Annotated in this window: 3 protein-coding genes; all 3 read right to left on the reverse strand. The window is 52.2% G+C overall.

Features of this window, described 5'->3' with window-relative positions:
- Nucleotides 1-18: 18 nt before the first annotated feature.
- The 3 genes from V4C51_RS00005 to V4C51_RS00015 all read right to left on the reverse strand — a co-directional run bounded on the left by V4C51_RS00005 (nt 19) and on the right by V4C51_RS00015 (nt 21,639).
- Nucleotides 19-513, reverse strand: a complete 495-nt coding sequence (locus V4C51_RS00005; RefSeq protein WP_330923914.1) for a helix-turn-helix domain-containing protein — start codon at nt 511-513, stop codon at nt 19-21.
- Nucleotides 514-750: 237 nt separating this feature from the next.
- A complete protein-coding gene (locus V4C51_RS00010; RefSeq protein ID WP_330923916.1) occupies nt 751-2,409 on the reverse strand; it encodes a ShlB/FhaC/HecB family hemolysin secretion/activation protein in 1,659 nt (552 codons plus the stop codon).
- A complete protein-coding gene (locus tag V4C51_RS00015) occupies nt 2,410-21,639 on the reverse strand; it encodes a leukotoxin LktA family filamentous adhesin (protein WP_330923918.1) in 19,230 nt (6,409 codons plus the stop codon).
- Between the last annotated feature and the right edge of the window lie 266 nt (nt 21,640-21,905).

A 21,905-nucleotide genomic window follows, 5' to 3' on the forward strand; every position in this document is an offset into this window, starting at 1 on the left:
CTTTCATCTTTTGGCGTATCAATCCAGCCCTCTACCTTGTCTGGCCGAATATCTGCCTGATTTTAAAAAACGCCCTACCTGTCGCTGTGAAATCGAGGAGACAATCCCTTTATCGACAGAAGCCATAGCCAGTGAGTTCTCCGACCAATGGCTGAAAGGATAGCCATGGTCTTCCGGTTTATCACAAGCCATCGCAATAATTTCGCAGATCTGTTCTGCCGTAAATTTTGCGGGCGCGCCAGAACGAGAAGCTTCCTTGAATCGTTCCATAACCGGCGTATCATCTGGACAGTTAACCCAACGTTTGCGCCAAAGTCTGACCGTTTCCCGGTTACAACCCAAGCTTCGCACAGATGCTTTGATGCTTACCCCATCAGCGGCAGCAAGTATGATCCTGCTACGCAAGACCAGAGCTTGAGCACTGTTTCGCTTTCTAATAATCGACTCCAACTCTGCACGTTGGTTATCTGAGAGAGTGATTGTTTTGGTGTGGTTCAACTGCATCCCTGCCATTTACTTATGTCTTACTGGAGATGCGGATTAAACCACATTTTCAAAGGGATAGATATTAGGGCTTAGCACCACTAGCCCGGATATTTCATAAACTGCCCTGAGAATTGCGCGGAACCTTGCGGCTCTAAGGGATTTTGCGAAGGAGCGCCGTACCGGGGAGTACGGTCGACTGAGCAAAACTCCCTTAGAGCCGCAAGGAGCAAGCAAGGCCAGGCGCATGTTTATGAAATATCCGGGCTAGTCCCAGACTACCCAGGTTAGACGCCCATAAATAGCCCCTTTATCCTGGTCCGGTACGATATTCTTAAGCGTTTTTGCCACAATCACATCCAATGCCAGGCTATCATTTTTCGTCACAGAAAACCCGATACCTGCTGAGGAAGGCGACTGCTTTGCTGTTACTGACTCCACCTTGCCATGGTCATAAAAAGCAAACACATCCAATGCGTAGTCTTTATAAGCCAAACCGTTATAGTGCAACTCATTTAAGTGATACCAGCCAGTATCACCACTGATTGCGCCACTTCTGTAACCTCGCAACGCTGAGGGCCCGCCGAGTGAGTAAGACACCGACCCCGGCAACCCCTCTTCAGAAGTAAACTGCCCATCAAACGACGTAATGGCATAAAAGGGTGAATCAAAATTATAAATAAAGGTAAGCCCAGCGCCGTACAGCCCAATCTTACGGCTTGTGCCCAACAATCTTTCTTTACTGTTGACATACTGGTATTGCTGTTTGCCCGTCAATTGCCATTGCTCGCCCAACCAATTCAGCTCAGCACCCACTTGATAGCGATCACTCTGGTAGTCCGACAGCGCTTCAGAGGCTACCGTGTTTTCCGATTGCGCATGGGTGAACCCGCCGGTTAGACTAACCCACAGGTTCGTATGGGAATACACCAGGTAGCTGGCTCCCAGTCCAAATTCCAGCGAATTGCCTTTTACACCCAGTTCACTAAAATCGCCTTCACTTAAATCACTGTCGGTATACTGCATATTGGCTGCCAGGCGCCAGCCGTCAATACCCACAGGCGTGTCATAAAACGCGCTGACAGACTTCAACCCTTTAGCCCCTAGCGCGTAAAGTTTGGCCGTATCCCCAAAACGCAGCAACTGTTGGCGCTGATATAACACACTGCCTTGTTCTTCCCCTGTGCTCTGGTAACCGTAGTTATCAACAAACAGGCTTAAACCATTTCGGCTTCTCTCTGGCACATTGATAATGACGTCGGTTAAACCAAAACTTTTTCCTGCACGTAACTCCGCCTGCAAGCGTTGAGCGTGAATACGATTGTAAAACAGAATATCGCGCTCCAGCGCAGCAATATCGATACTTTCCATTTGTGCGTCATAGTTAATCCATTCGCGCACATAAGCATCGTCGGTATATTCGTTACCTTCGAGTGAAATTTCACCAATACTCCCTTCCACCAGCCGGATAACAACCATGCCATTTTCGACATTCTGCTCTGGGAAAACAGCCACCGCCGTATAAATATTTTTCTGTCGATACAGACGATTGATACCCGCGAGAATTTTCTGTAAATCAGCAAAGCTAACCTCCTTGCCCAACCAGGGCTGGACAATAGCTGTCAACTCCTGCTGTGTCAGAATAGCTGAGCGAGTAAACCGGATACCATTGAGCAGAAAAACCGGGCCTGCACCACTGTCCTCAACGGGTGCAGGATCTTCTTCAATAGACGGTCGTTTTTTTTCTCTGGACTTATTGCTGCTGTTCAGGCGTTGCTCCCGCTGAATAAGGTCTTTGCTGATTTCACCTGCCGGGTCGGGCCTTGAAACCTCAGCGCTTACGCCCTGGCTGCCCAAGGCGACCAACAAAGAAGATAAAACTCTATAGCGCTTTTGTTTTTTATTATTGTTATTACTGATGACCATTTACAACTCCGTCACATCGTCTTTTTTAACTAACCAGTAGTCTTCTTCCTGAGGCCGTTGTCCACCTGCTGCCGTTGACGGCAGGTTATCTAACCAATTATCGCCCAGGGTGATCAACAATGACTCTTTATCCGGCAATGACTGAATAAACCGTGTTGTGACTCTTAACGGCGCATTGATGGCATTTTGATAATCTGCGCTGAGTCTGTAGTACGCTTGGGGCTGTCCGGTACTTTCCGCTCCTTCGCCAGTGCCTTTGTAAGAAAGCAATAACGTCGGATCATAGCGGGTAAACTGCGCATTCGTGGTGACATTCACGCCATCAACGGATAACCAAAACTCCCCAAAGGGTGTCATAAACTGACCGTCCACAGCAATAGCGCCACCATTGGAATTGTTCAGATCCATCGTCAGCTGCCCAGCGGTTTCTGCCCCTGTTATCAGGCGCAGGTTATAACCGGCTTGTGCCGACACAAGGCCTTTATCAATCATCAGGTCACCGCTCACTTGCAGCTCCCCACCTTTGGTCATCAGACTCGCCAATGTCAGCTGATCGGTATTACTGACGGTAACGTCCACATATTCTGCCTCCGTTAATACTGTGTCAGAAAATGCGCCACCGGCCAGAGCTGAACGATAAAAAAGGCTCGCCACATTATCGAGGGAAACAGCCTGATCAAACCCACCGAGGTTCAGCAGGGTTTCTGCCGCACCGCTACCGTCGATGCTCACGGTGATATCAGGCGCGTAAACAGACAATGGCTCCGGGCCGGTCTGGGTGATTTGATTCACTGTGACCTGTTGCGTTGACCGTAATGCCCCGCCACGAATGGTCATACGATCAGCAAACAACACGTCGTTCACTAGCAGCCATGGCGTACCAGCAAGCTCGTCTATCTCAAGGGAACTAAGGGCCGTCATATAAATATTGCCGCCGGTGGCTTTCAATAGCCGCGCCTTCAGGTCACTGGTGGCAATAATATGAATATCACCACTGTCGGTTTCAGCAGATAACCAGGGAAGATCGACCACCAGCGGATCACCGATACCTGTGGCCGCCTGAAGCTGCGCCCTGGCACCTGAACAATCACTATCCTGTGTCGTACAAACATCGCCTTTGATTGCCTGTAAGTGAGCCTGCCCCCCTGTCACATCAATATCAGTCCGCCCGGTAATAGCGCCTTCGGAACTTTTCAAAAAGAAAGCGGACGCTGTGGTGTCGGACACCAACTGACCTATCACCTGGTCATTCACGGTGTGGATAGTCATCTTACCTGCGGTTTGAACCAGAGTATCTTGCCCCATGGTAAAGCGCTCCGCGCCCACCGCACTGTCAGTCCCCACCGACAGCGTACCGGCTGTGATCCGCTGCTGATCCGCCAATGCCACTGCCTGCCCGGCATGAACCGACATTGACCTGTCCGCGGCCACTGACGCATTCAGCCATACACTGCCCGTCTCACTGACAACGGTCATATCATTGCTGACATTGACCCCTGCCAAAGACTGGTCGGCTGTTGTATAGATAGAGAGGTCATTTCCTACGTTAAGCAAGGAGCCTTCGCCCATGGAGAAGGATTCAGCCATTACCGTAGCGCTTGTTCCCGTTGACAGTTTTTTCCCATCCGCCAACACCAGGTCAGAGCGCCCGACAAGTTCCAGTGAACCTGTGCTGACCCGCACATCATCATTAAAACGGATCAGGCCCGCACTTTTCACAGCCATTCCATGATCAGCACTGAGCGTACTGTTTGCCGTTAAATCACTGCCAGAGACGAGGGACAGCATGTCGCCCGCTGTCACAGCCCCATGCAGTACCATTACCTTGCCACTGTCAAATGTTGCCTTTCCCGCTGCTACTGCCTCATCAGCCAGAGTAAGAGCGCCACCTGTTGAGAGGGTCAGATCATCACCACTGATCAGTCTATGCAAAAGCCCATGACCGCTGATGTGGATGGACAAATCATCACGCGCATGGAGCGAGGTATTTTGCTCCATACGCATTTCTGCCGAAGCAAACTCCGCCGTACCACCAGCAATCACCGGCTGACCTTCAACAATATGCGTCATAGTAGCTGCTGTTACCGCAAGGCTTTCACCGATATCAACGGTCTCATTGAACGTTATTCCTCCTGAAGAAGCACTGATATGAGCACTACCATCAACGGCAATAGTCGCCAATAACTGATTACCTGTTGTGTCGATAAACAGATTTCCCCTGGCCTCAATAAGGCTGGCCTCACCCATAGTGAGGCTGCTGGCATTTATCCTGCCGTCTGCACCGGTAGCAATAGATTGCTCATTCGCCAAGACCAGATCGCCTGTGGCCTTAAAGAGGCTATCACCGACTGCACTGACTGATTCATTGAATGAAAGCTGCCCACCACTGGTAACAACGATTCCCCCTTTTTGACTCCAAAGACGTCCATTAAAGGTACTATCACCACCGCTGGTCAATGCGGCATCATGCACCGCTGAGACATCGCCGCGGGTCATCAGTGATCCACCCGTGGTAATCGTCAAGCTATTACCCGCACTTACCCGGTGTATGCTGGCGTCAGCGTCCGCTGCCATAGTTAATGATCCATCGGCGTTTATATGTGAGCCATGGGCAAAATGTAACAATGCAGCCTTTAAAGAGATGCCATCGCCCGAAGAAAGTGTTTTCCCGGCTGAGAGCGAAACGGTGTCTGCTGATTCAACAGTAATCCCTTGACCAGCGTGCACTTTATCATTAAAAGCAACAAACCCTGTTAACGCTGAGACCTTAAGATCACCCCCCGCGTCCAACCCTGCCAGTGTTTGATGACCGGATGTGGTGATGGTGGTATCACTGCCCGTTTCCAGGGCACTGCCCACCCCCATATGGATACTGTCAGCATTGATGGTTGCCGTATTGCCAGCGGCCAGTGTTTGATTTTCTGCCAGCGTGAATCTGTCAAGGACATCCATTGATACGTCGCCAAAAGCATCAATACGACCATCAGCGACTAATGAGCGCTGCCCCGTCAAAATGACAGAACCCTGGTCGCTGGTAATGTCACTGTTAAAGAGCAGATGTCCACCTGCGCTGAAGGTAATATCACCTATCCCGGTTACCGTATCGTTTAAGGTGGTATTCTCGGCACTGGCAAAATGCGCAGATGTTCCCGCACTGACCGCGCCATTTACCGTCAACGTACCTCCACTGTTAAGGGTAATGGCATCGTCACTGCTGATATGGTGCACGACCATGGCATTTTGAGAAGTGAGTGAAACTCCGGCACCTGCCTGAACGCTGGTGTTATCCACAAAGGTGGTCTGTGTACCACTGGTTGCACTCACCACCCCCTGGTCGCTGGTAATGTCACCATTAAAGAGCAGATGCCCACCTGCGCTGAAGGTAATATCATCTACCCCGGTTACCGTATCGTTTACAGTGGTATCTTGGATACTGGCAAAATGCGCTGCTGTTCCTGCACTGACCGCGCCATTTACCGTCAACATACCTCCACTGTTAAGGGTAATGGCATCATCACCGCTGATATAGTGCACGACCATGGCATTTTGAGAAGTGAGTGAAACTCCGGCGCCTGCCTGAACGCTGGTGTTATCCAGATAGGTCTGTGTACCACCGATGGCATTCACTGCCAGAGCGGCTACCAGTTGTTTATTCTCATTCAGACGAATATCACCCTGTAAGGCACGCAATGTGGCTGCCCTGCCCACCCCCACATTATCGCCCAGGGTGAGTGAACCCCGGTCACTGCTCAAGGCTAAATTCTCACCAACCGTCAGTATTGCCAGTGCCTGATCACCCAAGGTGGTAATGCGGGTATCACGGCCAGAAACCATAGCGCTATTCGATCCCATCAATACTGAGCCACTGTTTATGTCAACGTCATTACCGGCTGTTATTGTCTGGTTATCAGACAATGTGAGTGAATCGGCCACATCAATGCTGACATCACTGGATGCCTTCAAACGACGGTTTATCAATAAAGACTGCTGGCCTTCCAGAATAATGGTTCCTTGCTCACTGGTAATATCAGCCATAAACAGCAGGTTGCCCCCGGTGGTGAATGCGACATTATCCACCGTTGTCAGGGTACCTTTCACAGTGGTATCAGCAGCACTGACAAACTGCGCCGAAGCGCCGATATTTAAGGCACCATTGGTGGTCAGGGTACTACCACTACTCAGAACCATGCCCTCACTACCATTCACGTGGTGCAGCGCCATAGCCTCACGGGTGGTCAGATTAATCGCCCCCACAGCCCGCAGTGTTGAACCATGGCGGAAGTTGAGTGTTTTGCTGTCAGCCTTCAGGGTGGAACCTGCCCTGAACAGCTGGTTTTCAGCCAGGCGAATCGCTCCGTTACTGGCAAGCAGCAACACATCCCCCCCCAGCAACGCGTGCTCGTTGAACTGGATAGTGCCAGCGTGACTGTTCAGCTCACTCGCCCCCCCGATGGTGAGCCGGGCGTAGGATTGATGCCCCTCGGTGGTCACTGTCCAGTCATTGTTGCCTGTTAAGTGGCTGCCTGCCCCCATGGACAAAGCATCAGCATTGATGGTTATTGCCCCCTGGGCAGCAGCACGTACCCCCGCTGATAGCGTCACGGCTCCCTTTGCTGTTATGTCAAAGGCGGCGCTGTTTACTGAGTCGTTAAAGGCAATGTTATTGCCCACCAACGTCAGGTCACCTTGACTGTTGATGGCCCTGAGGGCCATATCACCAATGGTGGTAATCGTTGCGCTTGCTTCGGACGCAAGGTGGGCACCCGCTGCCATAGTGAGCGTTTGCGCATCCACCACCAGCGCCTGCTTTGATCGGACAGGGCCGCTGAGCGTCATATCACCTGCCGCGATCAACGACAATATACCTGTATTAGCCGTAACAGCCCCCAACTGAGCCCCCGCGCCGTCTGCTTGCAGATAGACATTACTGCCCGATACCGCGGCTTTTTGCAAATCCAATGAACCTGCAATAATTGACATAGCCCCTGAACTGTCAGCATTCAGTGCTTCCTCTGCCACCAGCGCACCAGAAACAGTCATGGCGATACTGCTTGCAGCAACATCATCCACCATATTCACATCAGAGGTGGCACTAAAACCAAGGTCGCCCGACAAATCCACAGGGCCAAGGTTAACTTGCGACACACCCCCGGTGTTCACCCAGGCATTGGCACCCTCAAGTGACAGCTCACCACCGCCCAACTTCATATTCAGCGCACGACCCGACTCACCCAGGTCGTAACGACTGTTGCCCGAGATAGCGCTGATCACAGCGCCGTCAGCAATAATATGAACATTGTCGCCATTAGCCGACCAGTTACTGATAGCGCCATTGCTGCTCAGGTTCAGTAAACCACCCGCACCAATGGAGCCGAGCTTGAGGTCCCCCCCCACATGCTTTAACCAGATATCGCTAGGCGCAGCCACAGAGCGAAGGGCATTTTCAATAGCCAGAACAATGGGGCTCACCTGCGTACCAATATAGCCAGAGCGAGTAGACAGGTTCAGGTTACTGGCGGCAATAGTCGTGCTGTTACCGCTGGCGCTGGCAATATCACCACTGGCAGAAAGACGCACATCGCCGTCAGTAGTAATTTTTCTCAAGGTCATTCCCTGATCAGATTCCACATAGATCTGATTATTGGCCGTGAGGGAAATATAACCGTCTGCATTCACCTTGACAGGGTCCTGCTGTTTCACACGAACATCAACAACACTGCCATTGTTGGTAATAACCAGGTCTCCCGGCCCGGCTTCGAGTAACGCTGATTTCTGCGCATTGCTCAAACCCGGGTTAGTCCGGCTGATGGCAAAGGTCATATCATTTCTGTCATCCCCCACCCGGCCACTGCCAATATCGAGCGTCACATTGTTAGCGGAAATATTGGCAGCACGGCTGCTGATATAAGCATCTGTCACCGGCTCCAGTGCTGCGGCACTGATGGAGATTTCCAACTGGCTGTCTTGCCAACGGGCTCCTTCAGTCAAGGTGGCGTACAAGGCAGAATTTTCAGCGACAATAAACCGATAGCTGCTGTCGTAACGCTCTCCCAGTGAATAATCCGCCGCCAGCTTGCCTGAAGCTTTCTCAGTACTTAGCCACTGGTCGATGGCGCGATATTCACTCTCAACGGCAGCGGTCAACTCAGCCAGCGTGATGCTGTTTATATCAAGGTTAGTGCCATTGAGCGCATCCTGATGCGCCTTATAACGCACCTTAAAAGCATCAATATAATCAGCATTGATAGTAAAGTTACCCTGACTGTCATCATCGAGCCGTTGCTTGATTAACCAATACTGGTGGTACTTTGATGAAACCTGATTCTCATAAGCGGCGACTGTCGCTTTGCCAGCGCCATCACTGCGCAGATTGAGTTTGTCCCAGACACTGGCCTGATAGGCCAGCTCTTCATCGGTATAACGGTTTTGACCAATACCGTTAATCAGACTGCCATTGCCCAAAGCAATCCACACATCCCCCCCATCAGAGGCGATGGTACCCACTGTCATATTGCCGACGCTCTGGTTCAGGGCAATATCCCCGGCCGCTTTCATACTCACCAGCCCCGTACTGCTGACGTTCATCACGTTGTTGCCAGCCACATCACCAATACCACCAAATCGGCTGGTAATAGCCAGATCCTGCCCTTGCAAGTGAGTACCACTTCCCCAGGGCAGTAAGTCTTTATCCGCATTGACGGTCAAGGTGGTGTTTGCCTGCAATTTTTCAACGGCAATAGCGCTAGAGGCCGCCGTTAAATCAATATTGACCACCCCGCCACGCGCGGTGGCAGAAATATGGTCGGTGATGATAGTCATATACTGTCGGTTAGTCCCTATACCTCCCACAGCATCGAGTACTGTCTTGCGCGCATTGAGCACCGCGCCTTTGTCCATAACAATGCTGCCATCATCACGCACCACACCGCCGGTACCCAGAGTCCGATTGATACCCACCGTGGTAGTGCCCGACGCATTATTGATATTGCCGGTCATGGTCACACCGGTACGGGACGCAATAGCCACGGACCCGGCATCGGCCCCAATAAACTGAAACTTAATGGGGTGATCCGCTTTTACATAGGTGGTGGACTGCATGGCAATATAATAAGGCACATAGATGTTCCACTTGATTTTGGTAAAATCGCTGCCGTAATAGTTGCTATAGCTGGTCGTATAAGGGTACAGCCAGGTCTGGCTCTTGTAGCGATCATCGAGCACATGGGTCAGGTAGGTATTGACAGAACCATCGGCATTACAGCCGACACTGCCCACATAAGCGCAGGAGGTATAGCCATCCCAGGCAATATTCCACTCAGGGGTATTAGGGTTATCAGCATCATACTTCCAGTCACCTAATGGCTGATAAGTGGAGAACCAACCGTCTATATACCCGTCCTTGGTCATCTTCCAGTTTATACCGCGCTCCACTTCTTCACGCTGTACAAAATAATAAAGCTGCCCTTTTTTCGGCTGATAGGTGTACGTTTGCTTGCCATTTTCACTAAAGCCGACGGTACTTGCGCTGGCATGGGTATAACCGGTGGCATTGGCAGCGGTGACGTATTTCTCAATGGCCTGACCCGGCTCATGCACATACCATTCACTGAAATTTGCCCCGAAACGGTCCACATAGTTCAAATCCGTAACGCGAATTATCCCTGTGCTCTGACTGCCAGCATTGAGGTCATTGACCACCAGTTTGCTGGCTGAACGGTTGATCACATCAATGGAGCCACGGCCATCATCCACCAGAATCTGACCATCAGGCCCCGTAGACATGAGCCTTCCGCGCAAAGAGACAAAACCATTCCCACTGGCATTGACATCATCGAGGGTAATGGTGCCCGTGCCCACTTCATAGGTAATACTGATACCGGCGTCACCGCCATTGACCAGACTGACCTGCGGATCGACAGTACGGGTAATATAACGGCGAAAATCCAAAGACTTGCCATAGTCAGGGTTAGCTTCTTGCCAACTGAGGGTCTGTCCGGGGGAAAGCTTGATGGCGCTACCGGCACTGAGGCCACGAGCAGCCACGTACTGCGCTATTGCCGCGTCAAAGTTGGAACCCACCTGCACGGACCACTGGTTAAAGTTACCCGCGCGAATGGCTCCGTTAATGTCAATACGATAAGCATTAATGGCGACCACCTGGGCATTGAGGGCATAGCCACCCTGGTCACCATAACCCGCATTTTTTATCTGTTGATACGAGGCTGTTTTCACCAGATTATTCTGCAAATTCTTAATCTGGTTAAAGCCCCAGTTACCATTGCCGCGAGAGTTACCGCCAGCATTGTTATCAAAGCGGAAAATTTCACAATCGGCACCACTTTTACATTCGGCACCATTATTAAAGCCCCAGTTTAAATAGACGCGTAAATCGCCATCACGGTGGGTGTTATTTCCGTAATAGTCATTGCCATACCACCATTCGTTGAAGGACTCTTCGCCTTTTGACGTCATTTGACTGCTATAAGCAGCATTGACGTAATACATGACCAACTCGTCCGGCGTCGCCGGTTTCCATTGGGCGGTATAGCCCGTCAGGGATTTCGGATCAAACCCGTACACAGGACTAGCCCAGGCATTATTTAACAGGTACACCCCCGAGGGCACCGACAGCGCCATCTGCTTGGCTTCAACGGAACCCGTTTGAATCAAATTCCCCTTTTCAACATTCACAGTGACAACACCACCGAGGTTACTCAGTCCGCCTTGCAACACCACATCCGCGCCGTTTGTCACCGCAGGCTTATGCTGAATAGTAATGTGCGAACCGCTACCACTGTTACTCTCAACAATGCCAAGTCCGGTGGGCATGCTGTTGGCAACAGATCCTGTCACCAAGACCTTACCCCCACCAAGGTTAGGAATATACATATCGCCAAGGATCAGACTTTTACCGCTTAGATTCGTCACCGTAATGGTTGGATCACCATTGGCGGTGATGCTTGGTGTGCCCGATTGCACCAGAATCTGATCCGCCTTCAGATTAACATTACCGCCTGCCGCATAAAGCCCGCCCACATAGATCGCGTCATTGGAGGTATCGGGCAAGGTTTGTAACAGCGGCTCCAAAAAGGCCAGCTCTTCTTCGATCTGGGAAATACGCACCGGCGCATCCACGGCGTTATTGGATGAACCACTGCCCTGACTGTTGCTGCCATCACCAGAAACACCGACACTGTCCGTTACCCCACCGCTTTCATTTTCCAGCGCGGCTTTCTCCCCTTTAAGCTGATCAATATACGCCTGCAAACTGCCCCGGCTGGAGAAGGTGCCATAATCATAAGCAACTCCTTTGGTGCCTGTGCCCAGGGTAATATTGCCACTGGCATCAATACTCACCGATTGCTGATAACGACTGCCGGCAACCAAGGCACTGGTGCCATTAAAAACAATGGTTGAGGTGCCTTTATTGCCATTGGCAGAACCAAAGGTGGTTTCTGAACTGAACAGTTCAAGATAAGGGTTACGCTCAACACCATCGCCCTGCGCATAGGTTTGGCCCCGATCAGACTCCAGCAGGACATCCCTTACAGACGACACATTAACGTTGTTACCAAAGTACACATTATTATTCACGGTAATGTTCGCGTCGGCTTTTTTTGCCGCAGGAATGGGAATCGCCGTCCAGTTATACACATTGGTTCGCGCAACGGCAGAAAGATAGTTATCGGTAATATAGTCGGCGCTTTTTCCAGCCAGAATCTTCGCTGACTGAAACGCATCTATAGTTACATCGTCGTTGATAGTAATGCTGTTATCGGTTGTTAAATCCACCTTCGATACGCCACCGGCAACACCGGCAGCAGCCCAGATAGTACTGCTGGCGTCCGCCGTTGCCATACCACGGCTGTGCGTACCGAACTCAATCTGCCCCACCGGGTTGATCAGTTTGGCACCGTTGCCAATGACAATCGCATTGCTGGCATCCACTGTGATGGTCGATTCAGCGCCCGCGCCCTGCAATGCGCCCCCCACCTCCAGTACCACGTCGTCTTGCAGGTGATACCCTGTTGAGGCATCAAGTTGAATATGGTAATCCATCAGACTATGCTCAGGATCCAGAGCATCGGCAAGAGGGTCCAGCTTCAACACGGCATAACGGCCAATAGTCACCGTTGCCCCCAGGTGAGAGATATTCACATCAGACAGCGCCGCTGAACCATTGATCGCGCCACCGGCCCCCGCTTTCACGCTGTGTTTAAAACCGCTATACCAGGCGTTGTTGATTTGGTCGACATTATTGGTGGCGCTGATGGCAATCTCATTGGCATAAAAGCTGACGTTCTGCCCCAGATTAACAGAAGTATCAAGATCCACTTCAACATCCGAGCGGGCGCCGGAACCACCAAGCGCGGAGGCATTGATGGAATCCGCCCCGGCAAAAAACCAGGTTTGGTGATTGGCTTCCATCTGAACACGCCCGGCACCCACGGGACGGTTTTTGTAGTTACCGCTCCAGTTTGCCACCTCAACACTGGCGGCTTCTTTATCTTGAGTGTCTTTGGTCCAGGCATTACTGACCGTGGCACTGCCACTGATAACGCCACCACCGCCTGCGGTGGAAAACGCCTGATTCTCATCAATGCTGTTAGCCAGCAACACAAGATCGCCCGAGCGCGAACCCGGCCCAATGGGATCTTTACCCAACAACACCCGGGAGGCGGTTTGTGACTGTGCCGTGGAGAATGTTAACCCTGCTGACACGGCCCCGACAAAATAACCATCAGCATCGGAGATCTGTCGTGAGTGATTGGTGGCCTTTACGGTTAAATCCCCTGCGGGTAACTGCACATAGTCGCCTGTTTTTGCCACCGTATCGCTGTTATTGATGGCCACGGCCTCAGCACCGGAAATCCCGGCCAGCAGCGCCCCGGAGGCGGAAAACGCCGATGCGTCAGCGCTCACATACTGGTTGCCTGCTTTTCCTGTTTGTGCTTCAACGGTGACAGCGCTGTTATCAGAAAGCTGTGTACGATCGGCAATCCGCGCCGTGGCATGGGTATCGGCCTTTGCATAAGAGAATGAGCCACCAAGGGAGGCACCACCGGCAACAGTAACGCCATAGGCGCGGGAAAATGTCTCCGGGACAGTCTGTGCTTTAACGATAAGAGAGCCGGTGCCTGAGCCAATACGACCATAGACCACAGCATCAGCATCGGAATAATCCCTGGCATCAGTGACCACCCCCTGCACTCCACCAATGAGGCCACCGGCCGCAGCAAAAGCCGTTGAGCGCACTTTGCCTGTCACCACGGCATCCACCGTTTGGGTGGCATAACCATCGACAATTGCCACAACATCATCACTGGTTGATGAAGTGCCTTTATCATCGTAAGCACCCAACCAGGCATCCACATTGGCATTTTTCTCAGCGATACCCACCGAGACACCCACCGCGCCAGCACCTACTTGTATATTCATGGTGCCATCACCGGGGTTAGCAGACACATCGCTGCCAGTATCGCCAATACGGATTTCTGTGGCATCTTTCGCTGAGATAGCCAAAGTGCCAGCATCATTGACCGTATCGGCGCTCACAGCCTGCGTTAACCCGGCAGCAACCCGATGCGCTGAGCGCACATCAGAATAGGACACGCCGATGGCGGTACCGCCTGCACCTATGACAAAGTTTTTCATCTCTCCGGCGGCAGCGGCATCACTTTTATTGCGAATTAAACCACCAATGCCTACGGTGTCTGCGATTACATCAGCATCCACCGTGGCAATACTCATGTCGTATAAACGGGTGACACCGATTCCACCTGCAACACCTACCGCCGAGCCTTGTGCTGCGCCAATCCCCTGATAAGTATGCAACTGCGCATCACTGCTGACCCGCAATGTGCCCGCTTCAATAACCCCCCCGGAGATACGTGCTGCCGTCACGCTTTCGCCGCTGAGTTTCAGGCGATGACCCGAGTCTGTGGTGACAACCCCGGTAGCGGTGTTGCTGACACCGATGGCACCGCCACCGCCCATATTACTGGTGTCGTTAGTGTCCAGATGCGGGTTATAACTGTCGTAGTTTTCAGAGAGGGCATTATTTGCCAGCGTGCGGGAATCACCCCACTCATTCTCTGCATTTACCCCCTCATCGGTGGTGCTATCACCCTGACCCATCAAAACAAGGCCAATACTCACCGCGGCTGAATACTGCCCACCGGCACCAGAAACACTAACGAGATTCGCTTCTCGCAACGTATCAGCATCCACCTCAACGGTGGTGGCTTTCACTTCTGCGCCAACCATTTCACCATAGGTTTGTGAACGCCCAAGAAGCACGTTGGCAACGGCACCCACACCCACGGCAGCGCCGACACCTAACCCTGCAGCGCCGTGATTACCCTTGAGAATTTCCTGACCGCGCGCATTGACAGTGGCGGCTTTTGACGTACCGTCTTTGCCCCGAACCTTCGTCGTCCAGGCACTGTTATTGTATTTGCCATAAATGCCAGCGCGGGTTTCACCGGTGACTTCTGTCACGTTGATCATTGCCGCGACACCCGTGCTACTGGCACCGATACCGGCACCAAAAGCGTAACTGTTGATGGACGCCAAACGGCTGGCAGCCACATCCACATCATTCACATTAACCGTGGTGACGGTATTGTCATTACTGTCACCGTCGTTTTTACCAACGGTGGCTTTAGTGTCACCACCGACCCGGTTAACCGCTAAACCGGCACCGACACCCACAGTGGCACCAATACCTGCCGAACCTGCGGCAACATTTGCTTCCTGTCGTGTTTGAGCGTTAACGGCCAGGCTATTAGCTGTGACCGTTCCCCCTTTCAGGCGTGCCTTGGTATTGCCCGTTTGTTCCGTAATAACAATAGAGGCCGCGCCACCAATGCCCGAAGTACTGCCCGCTGACACGGCAAACCCTGCGGCGACGGCCTGGGCGATTTTTGAACTGATCGCATCAATCTTGAGTGCGTCTGCCGTGACCGCAGAGCCGCTGATATAAGCGTTGGTGTCCTTACTCTCACGATTGGTGGCAAAGCCGCCAATGGCCGCAAGGCCACTCTCACCGCCTGCTGTCACTGAGCCACCGGCGGAGACACTCAGCCCAAAACCGTGATTACTCCCGCGCACCAGCACATCGGCCTCACCCGTCAAAGTAACACCCTGGTTAATACTGGCGTTGTTAATGTAAGCGCTGGTTTCACTGCCCGTACTGGTGGTAGCGATGTTGGCGGTAATGGCAACATTCTTACTGCCCGAGCCACCCACGGTAATGGCTCGCTGCTTTTGCCGGGCAGTGGCCGTGACAATCACACCGCTGGCAGACTCACTACCAAGCCCCATGGTGCGCGCGGCAAAACCTGTGGTCAGCTGTCCCATACTGACGGCGGTACTTTCCCCTTCGCCGGAGGTGGATAAATCCGGCAACGGTGACGCGCCGGCAAGTTTGCCACTGCTGGCAGAAAAGTTTGTCCCCAGGCCTCTGGCAATAACCGCCGCATCATCAATAAAGGCTTCTGTCTTGCCATATTCAACAGCGGTGGAAATAGCTAACGCCCCTGCCCCGGCATCAATACCAATGCCCAGTGCCCCACTGCCCACCAGGTTAATACTGTTAGCTTCAGCATTAACAATCACGTTATTCCAGGCCCAAATGCTGGCATCTTGCGCGATGCGGGCTTTGACATCACCATCAATCACACCCGTACCAATGGAGGGGGCAAAGGACACCTGTTTAGACGCTGCCACACCGGCATCAATGGTTAACAACCAGTTGCGCCGCTGTGCCTCCACAATAACATTTTGTGCTTTGAGCGTGGTGCTGCCACGGGTGCTGTTATCCCCGAGAATGTCAGCGGTCACATCGACGTCTACCCGGTTAGTGGCTGTCGCTACCCCTACGGCAGAACCCTGACCTGAACCTGCCCCCATCCAGGCCGTGGCGACACTGTCGGTAAAGTCCTGCCCCCTGACGGTAACATCACCACCGCTGCTGGCCGATGCCTCTGCGGTACGATTGGTGCCGGTGTCTTTTATGCCTGCTTCGATGGTTTGATCGACATTGTTAACCGTGATGGCACCGGCAAAGCCTAACCCGCCCTGAAGGGCCGCTCCTACGGCAACGGCATTGCCCACCAGCAGGTTATGATTATCGGAGGTGCCGCTGTAGGCTTTTACGGTCAGGTCTTCAGCCACCTCCAAGGTGGTATTGCTGACCCGCGCCTTGGTGGAATGCTCGTCAGTACCCACAAGGTTAGTGGCTACTGCCAACCCTGCTGCCAACCCTGTTGCCCCTGCCACCGCCACAGAGCCGACAACATTAATCATGTCCATATCATTGTGGGCAGTCACTGCCAGCGTCGAGGCATTGAGGGTGCCCTTGTCAGCCCCCTCCCAGTCGCCCACTTCTGCCAGAATCTGGTTATTCAGACGGTTGACGGCCACTGAGCCCACGCCGGAAAACTGACCTTTACCCACACCAACACCAATGGCAACACTGTAGAGCAAGGCGTTATCCCGGGCATTGACGACAATATCAGCTCCGCTACTGTCACTGTGGTTGATAGCGCTGTTTGTGATACGGGCTTTGGTTTCACTTTTCACATCCGCATGGGCGTATGAAATCCCGAGATTGTTTTTACCTGCCTGTACGACACCTGCCACGGCAATAATACGCTTGCCCTCAGTGCTGTAGTTATAGGCAGAGCTGCTGCCATCTTCGCTGGTGCGCACACGGGTATTATCCATGGCGGCGGCACCACTGAAGTCGTAATGGGTGTTGGTCGTGCTGTTACCGAGCTTTGATAAAATACTGTCAAGCGCGCCGTCTTTTTCGCCGGAAGCATTCACCGTGACAGTGCCAGCGCCGGAAATATCGGCGCCTTTGATCAGCGCTTTGGTATCGGCACCAATGGCGCCAATGGCAAAGCTGCCCTGGAAACCAAAGTGGCCTTCGGTCATATCCGTATAACCAATACCGGCAGCACCAATACCAATGCGGCTAAGACCGCGGGCGCTGACATGAATGGCATCAAAGTGTTGTAATGTGTTGCCTGTGGAGCCACTGAAATCAATCAAGGCTTCTGTAGCAGCACCTTTATAAACGTCTTCGTTATAGGCGGTACTTAACACATTATTACCGTCGGGGTTAGCATCCCCCACGATAGCCGAAGGATCGTTGATTTCAGCAAAAGTAATGGCTAAACCTGCACCCTGTTTACCACCGGCGTATAGCGTACCACCACCGGCGCCTATATCAGTGTTGTTATACGCCGTTACTTCCAGCACATTATCTGCGCCATTGTTAGATGAAATGCTTGAGCCTTGAATCCGCGCAGAGGTGCCATCGTAAATTTGCGCGCCTGAAATGGACAATGCACCGCTGAAGCTGGTTGCCGTGCTGGCTGATGGGCGTGTGACTGCCAGCCCCAGCGCCACGGCTGTTAATTCCCCACCGTGCAATGCCTGCACATTCACATCATCAGCGTAGGAAATCGACGTATCCGTTACCCAAGCCAGGGCATCGTTAAAACTGATCTGATAAGAAATGGCCCCAGCGACGGTCGTCTGGTTTGTCGGTGATAATGCACCGAGCATGGATAATGCCGCAGAGCCAGAGGCGCTGGCAGAGATGATTTTTTCAAAGGCCTGCACGTTCACATCAACGTCGTTATAATCAACACCGTTGCCGGTATCATGACCGCTGATTTTGGCACCCTCCATCATGGCCTTTGAATCAATATTATTGACCGATACAGTAAAACTGCCCGCAGCAGCCATGCCTGTTTGTGCCTGCGATACTGCCGCGCTGCTGGAACCTGAACCACCTGAACCATTAGCGCCACTTGACGAATTCTTTCCCACTGAATGGCTGCCACTGCTGCCTGACGCGCTGGTATAATTACCCGCGACTTTTCCAGAGAGGCCATTAAACCAATTCTCAAATTTCGCGCCCACGCCCGGCTCACCCGTGGGTTCAGTGGTGACAGCCCCGGCAACAGCTAATGAGCCATTGGTTCCCGATGCACGACCGCGCACCGTCACCGAGTTAACCACAATCCCTTTGGTTGGCGCAGGTGCTGTGGGACTGCTGGGTGCGGGTTTATCCGTCTCAATGTTATTGTCGTTTTGAAACTTGACCTTGTTGTACGTTTTAGCGTTATCCCCAATGAACGCTTTGGTATCACCTTGTGAAACGTTTGCCGCAATGGCCAGACCGACGGCCGATTGGTCAGACCAGTTAAAGGCGCCTGCCGCCGTCCAGTTACCAAAGCCGTGCTCGGCATCAATCAACAGTTTGTCAGCAGATAACTGAGCATTTTTGTGTAACGAGGCATGGGTGAGCGTTTCTGCGTTTAAAAACCCAATCACACCATTAAAGCCAACCCCACGCCCCAACCCTGACGATGGCGTCACCAGAAAATGCCGCTCTTCCGTGCGCGCGTAAATGCCCACATTCCCTGTAGCGTTGACCCTGGCTGCACCGATACCTGCTACGGCTGAGCCACTTTGCTGAACATAGGTGATGGAGCCACCCACTGACTTGCCCTGCTCATTGGTACCGTTACCGTTGGGAAGTAAACCGAGCGCCCCCATGTTCCCGGCAAGACTGACCGTTTCCATCAGATTAAAAGCGCTCACTGTCACAGGGTTATCAAAGTCGAAGGTGTAGTTGATGTCGCTGAAAAATTCAGTACTTCCCAACAAGCCGTTGACCTTGGCATCGCCGGTCAAGGTATGAGAGGCACGCCAACTGCCACTTCCTGTGGCCGTTACACTGGCACCGTCGTTCACCCAGGCTTTGGTGTCCATATCATTCCAGAGCACATCCACCGAGCCACCGTAGGCTTCTTTATCAGCACTGGCACCGGCATTAGCCATGGAGGTCAGAATATTGTTCTGTAACCCCGCCATCCCATTAAACTTGCCCAGAACATCACCAAAGGTTTCCCACTTGTCGTAAGTGGACACAATGGGCATATGCTGTGCCGCCGCTACACCAATGTTTTCTCCCTGGAGTTGGACATATTTACCCACTTCGGCAATGGCGTCACTGTCGTTTATTGCAAAATTCAGGGCTAATGCCAGGCTTTTTTCTGAGGCGGGTGTCTGATTGGCACCGTTGGTCTGGTTACTCGGTGAAGCAACAGCCGCTTCTGCCGATGTCCGGTATCCGCCCTGGTCACCACCAAGAGCGCCATTGCTGTTTCCGCCGGCAACAGACTGGTTATCGGAGCCTAAATCGGTCTGACTGGCCACGAGAATATTGCCCGTCGCCTTGATGGTCGGCGCATCGGTTTGCCCGGACTTGTTGGTACCGATATAGCTGTAGGCATCATGATCCGAGAGGTTCAGGGAAAAAGCCAACCCACCTTTAAAGTTAACCTTACCCGTATCATCTGTCGGTACTGAATGCCCAATCGGCAAATAACTGGAGATAATACTCTGCACGCCACTTTGCATGCTGGCCAAACCGCCAATAACCTTTGAGCCGACGGTCCGCATAAACAGACTACTGCCCACTGTTACAGAGGAATGCACCCGTTGATTCAGCGTACGATCCAGGGCAATGACCGAAACATTGCCCACCTTGTCGCTGTCAGCGCCAATACTACTGCCAAGTTCTGCCGTTGCGCTGGTGTCAAAATCTCCCGCCGCAACGGCAATGCCATAGCGTGTATCCGTCAGCCCCATAGCCATGGCGCCGACATAGTAAGAGTTCTGATTCTCTGCGACTACCTTGATATTGGCGGCATCAAGGGTAACACCACTGTCAACTTTGGCTTTGGCATCCACGGTTGAGGCGCCAATGGCTGCTGCCAGCACAACCGCATTGTTATTAGCGGTAACAATATCCATTGCCGAGGCCGAAATATACGCCTCGTTATGGGCCGTGATGGCCATATCACCACCGGCCCGCAACGTCGCCCCTGTTTTAACGTGGGTAGTACTCGTTGCATCACTACGGGTATAAACCGCCGCTAATGATGCGGGCAGGCTACTGCCGATTGTGATGGGCATGGCTTCGGTGAGCCCATGGGAGGTGGACGAAAGGGTGATTTTGTCTTTTGCCTGGATAGCTGCCGTACTATTAACGTTCACTGTCGCTTTTGCGTCAGCCTCCATAATATAAGCGGATGCGCCAGCGAAGGTTCCGACCGAAATCATTCCTGCAGCGATGATGGGTTCTTCATAAAATGAACTGTTGGCAATGGACGTCGCTTTTACGGCAACATTGTTGGCAACAATGCTACCCCCCAGGTCAATGGTCGTTTTCGCTTCCGCCAACCCCATGCCAATGGCTTTAGAATCTGAAGCGGTAATGACCACATCCCCCCTTGACGCGTCTGCGACGCCGCGCGCATCAAGGGTGCTGCCACTGTTTAAAGCAATATCGTTAGCCGTGATAGTAAAGCCGTCATCAGCATACAAGTCACCGGAAATGTTAATGGCATTATCCGCTGTACTCGCTGCTTTCAGGGTGATGGCACCCCCGGTAACCTGAAGCGCCGTGGGAATCGTCAGGTCATCCACATTCACTGCCGAAACACTGCCCACTGCCACGGAGCCATGGGTGCTTCCGGCCATCACAATACCGCTGTTGTCTATCTGAATTGTATTCGCGTTAACATTCAGCCCTGAGGCAGTAGTGATTTTTCCCTGAATACGCACGGTGCCTGAAGAAGACACACTAAAGCTGTTGTTTAATAAATCATTGATTTCACTGTCAACGGGACTGCCGGAACTGATCAGATCGTTCATATCGCCATCGGCAGGCGTTTTGATGGACAAACTGCCAACATTGACAATGCCCGTAGAACCCACAATAAAACCAGCAGAACTGGCAAATACCACATCCCCGCCCAGCGTCCCATTTTTATAACTGTTCAATACGCCGTGGACCTCAGGTGCATCAGAACCCCTGACAATATTGACCAGTTTGTTGGCATCACTCGGTACCTTCAAGTTTGCCGTGTGGTGCGTGCCCACGACAAATTTATCAAACACATTCACAGCATTGGAGCCAGAACGTTTCTTTGAGGTAATTTCGTGAACATTGCCGGTGGTGGTGACATCGGTAAAAGCACTCACCGCCTGGATATCATTATTCACCGCCATGGCAGGCGACGATGTCGTAAGGATTGTACCAAGCGCCGTGGTGACCTGCGCGCGCCCGGAAACCGTGCGGCTCAGAAGGTTAACCCTGGCGATAGATGCCGACAACGGATTACGATCAAAATCAGCCATAGACCCCCCCTTCTTTCTTATTCTTTTTTATGCTTTTATTGTTATACCCTCATGTTACGCACCTGGCAAAATCAGCCATACTTCAGAGCATGAACACAGAGTTGTTTAAGCTGTAAGTACATGACCATTTGCTTTTCAAGTTGGTCTACAGGCCTTGCAAGGCCTGCCAGCAAGAAAATATATGTTTTCATTTGGTCATGTACTTATAGCGATTACCTGCTGTGCTTATTTGGCAAATTCGGCAAATTCGGCAAATTCGGCAAAAC

The sequence above is a fragment of the Candidatus Sororendozoicomonas aggregata genome, from assembly GCF_031528575.1.
GTDB classification, from domain to species: domain Bacteria; phylum Pseudomonadota; class Gammaproteobacteria; order Pseudomonadales; family Endozoicomonadaceae; genus Endonucleibacter; species Endonucleibacter aggregata.

Excerpts from the sequence above, each read along its gene's own strand:
- V4C51_RS00005 (WP_330923914.1), bottom strand. The coding sequence starts at position 513 with ATGGCAGGGATGCAGTTGAACCACACCAAAACAATCACTCTCTCAGAT.
- V4C51_RS00010 (WP_330923916.1), bottom strand. The coding sequence starts at position 2,409 with ATGGTCATCAGTAATAACAATAATAAAAAACAAAAGCGCTATAGAGTT.
- V4C51_RS00015 (WP_330923918.1), bottom strand. The coding sequence starts at position 21,639 with ATGGCTGATTTTGATCGTAATCCGTTGTCGGCATCTATCGCCAGGGTT.